This is a genomic window from Butyrivibrio sp. INlla18 (assembly GCF_900103635.1).
Lineage (GTDB): Bacteria > Bacillota > Clostridia > Lachnospirales > Lachnospiraceae > Butyrivibrio.
Window position 1 is genome coordinate 1 of record NZ_FMXK01000029.1, and the last position, 2,042, is coordinate 2,042.

Annotated in this window: 2 protein-coding genes; both read right to left on the minus strand. The window is 40.5% G+C overall.

The features are described 5' to 3' along the window. Nucleotides 1–340 precede the first annotated feature (340 nt). On the minus strand, nucleotides 341–1,306 hold the full coding sequence (locus BLS24_RS15070; protein ID WP_176764456.1) for an IS3 family transposase: 966 nt from the start codon (nucleotides 1,304–1,306) through the stop codon (nucleotides 341–343). Further along, nucleotides 1,303–1,980 carry a helix-turn-helix domain-containing protein gene (locus tag BLS24_RS15075; protein WP_091761068.1) on the minus strand — a complete coding sequence of 226 codons (678 nt, stop codon included), beginning with the start codon at nucleotides 1,978–1,980 and terminating at the stop codon, nucleotides 1,303–1,305. Before BLS24_RS15075 ends, BLS24_RS15070 begins: the two co-directional genes overlap by 4 nt. Nucleotides 1,981–2,042: the final 62 nt, after the last annotated feature.

Sequence of the window (2,042 nt, forward strand, 5' to 3'; positions counted from 1 at the left end):
TGAACAGGGGTCTGTCAAGTAGATAGGCCAAATAAACAAAACAAGTCAAGAGAAAAGGTGATCACTTCATTAGAGGTGGTCACCTTTTTAGATGCTGAAATCATATAGATTTGGAAATGGTGACAGTTTGAACTGTCACTATAATCCTTGGTCTGCTTAATGACTACTTTATCTGTCATGGAATGCCAGTCAACCCTGCGCTATGCGCACCGCGAAGCGGCTGCGGGGTTGACAGACATTCCATGGCAGATATTCTGTAGTCAAGCAGATCAAGGATATTTGTGCGCTTGGCGCACTTTATTCAAGGCCAGTAGCCTCTGGATTCATTTCTATTCTTTTGTTAAGCTGCCCATTTAGCTTTATACTTCTGGATACGCTTATTCTCAGGAATGGGATAATCAGTAGGCTTATCTGTAAGCATTGCTTCATTACGTACCTGGGCAGGCGTCTTTCCACCGAATCTTTCCTGTGGCCTTTCGTTGGTATAAAAGTACATGTATTTCTCTATGGCGTTCCTTAGTGAAGTTTCATCAGTTATATCAAACATGCAGTACATTTCAGTCTTGATGATGCCCCAGAATCCTTCAGTCGGTCCATTATCTATGCAGTGTCCTACTCGAGACATTGACTGTTCCATTCCTTGTTCTTGTAACTTCATTTTAAAGACTTTACTGGTGTACTGAAATCCACGATCCGAGTGAAAAAGTGGGGCGGCATCAGGATTTTCAGCTATTGCTTTGTCAAACGTTTTAAATACGAGTGCATTATCATTTCTTGTACTGATAACATAAGATACCGGCGTTCTGTCATAAAGATCAAGGATGGCACTCAGATACAGCTTCTTATTAGCTTCAGGGATCTTAAACTCAGTAACATCAGTTGTCCATTTTTCATTAGGTTTGTTTGCGTGAAAGTCTCTTTTGAGCGTGTTCTCTGCAACAGTTTCTGGAGTTGAAGGTTCATACTGCTTTCTTTTCGCACGAATAATCGCATGAACTCCAATAGCCTTCATGATCCTGTGTATGCGCTTAACTTTATAATCAGTCCCATTGAAGTGGTTAATCCAGAGAGTCATCCGTCTGTATCCAAGGATATGACCAAAGCGATCATCGTATTCTCTGATAAGCTCAGCAATTCTATGGTCTTCCAATTCTTGTTCTGGAACTTCTCTGTGAAACCATTTGTAATAAGCTGCGTGTGATACACCCAGCGTCTTACACATCCAGTTTATACTCCAATGTTTATCATTAGAATAAGCCTGTATAGCTAAATATTTACATTCAAATCGAGCCTTACCGAGCCTCACATCCCTTCTAATTCTCTCACTTTTTTTAACAGTTCTACTGTCATGTCCCTTTCCTGAAGTTGTCGCTTTAGTCTTAGGTTCTCACGGCGTAAGCGCTCCAATTCATCAACTTCATCATCTGTTTTGTGATGACCGCGTCTATCAACAAGCGCATCTTCTCCATCTGCGTCATACTTTCTTACCCAGCTATAAACCTGTGTATAAGAAACATCATACAAAGAAGCAGTGCCTTTATAATCGCGATTGTGCTCTATGCAGTACTTGACGATTTCTTTACGTTCCTCGATAGTGGTTTTTCTTCTAGCCTCTGCCATATAGACCTCCCGCTTAGGATCATAGTCCTTAAGCTCTCTATTGGCATTATACTCTGAAATCCATCTTCGAAGTACACTATCACTAGATATCCCAAACTTTGCAACACATCCATTTACACTTAACTCACCTTTTATAACTGTATCTACACAAGATGTTTTAAAATCTTTGCTATACCGCTTGTTTCCAGCCCCTTTAGTAAATGCGTCTGCTCCATAATTACGGTAAGCAGCCACCCATCTTATAAGTGTGGCTTGAGCTATATCGTTAGCATGGGCAATTGAATCATATGAGCCCATTCCGCTAAGGTATTCATTTACTCTATCAATCATCCATTCTACGGAATGTTTCCTTTTAGCCATAAAAAATCCCCCTAAAGGAGACTTTGGTTATTTCCATTGTCTACTTTAGGGGAATCATATCA

Excerpts from the sequence above, each read along its gene's own strand:
- BLS24_RS15075 (WP_091761068.1), bottom strand. The coding sequence starts at position 1,980 with ATGGCTAAAAGGAAACATTCCGTAGAATGGATGATTGATAGAGTAAAT.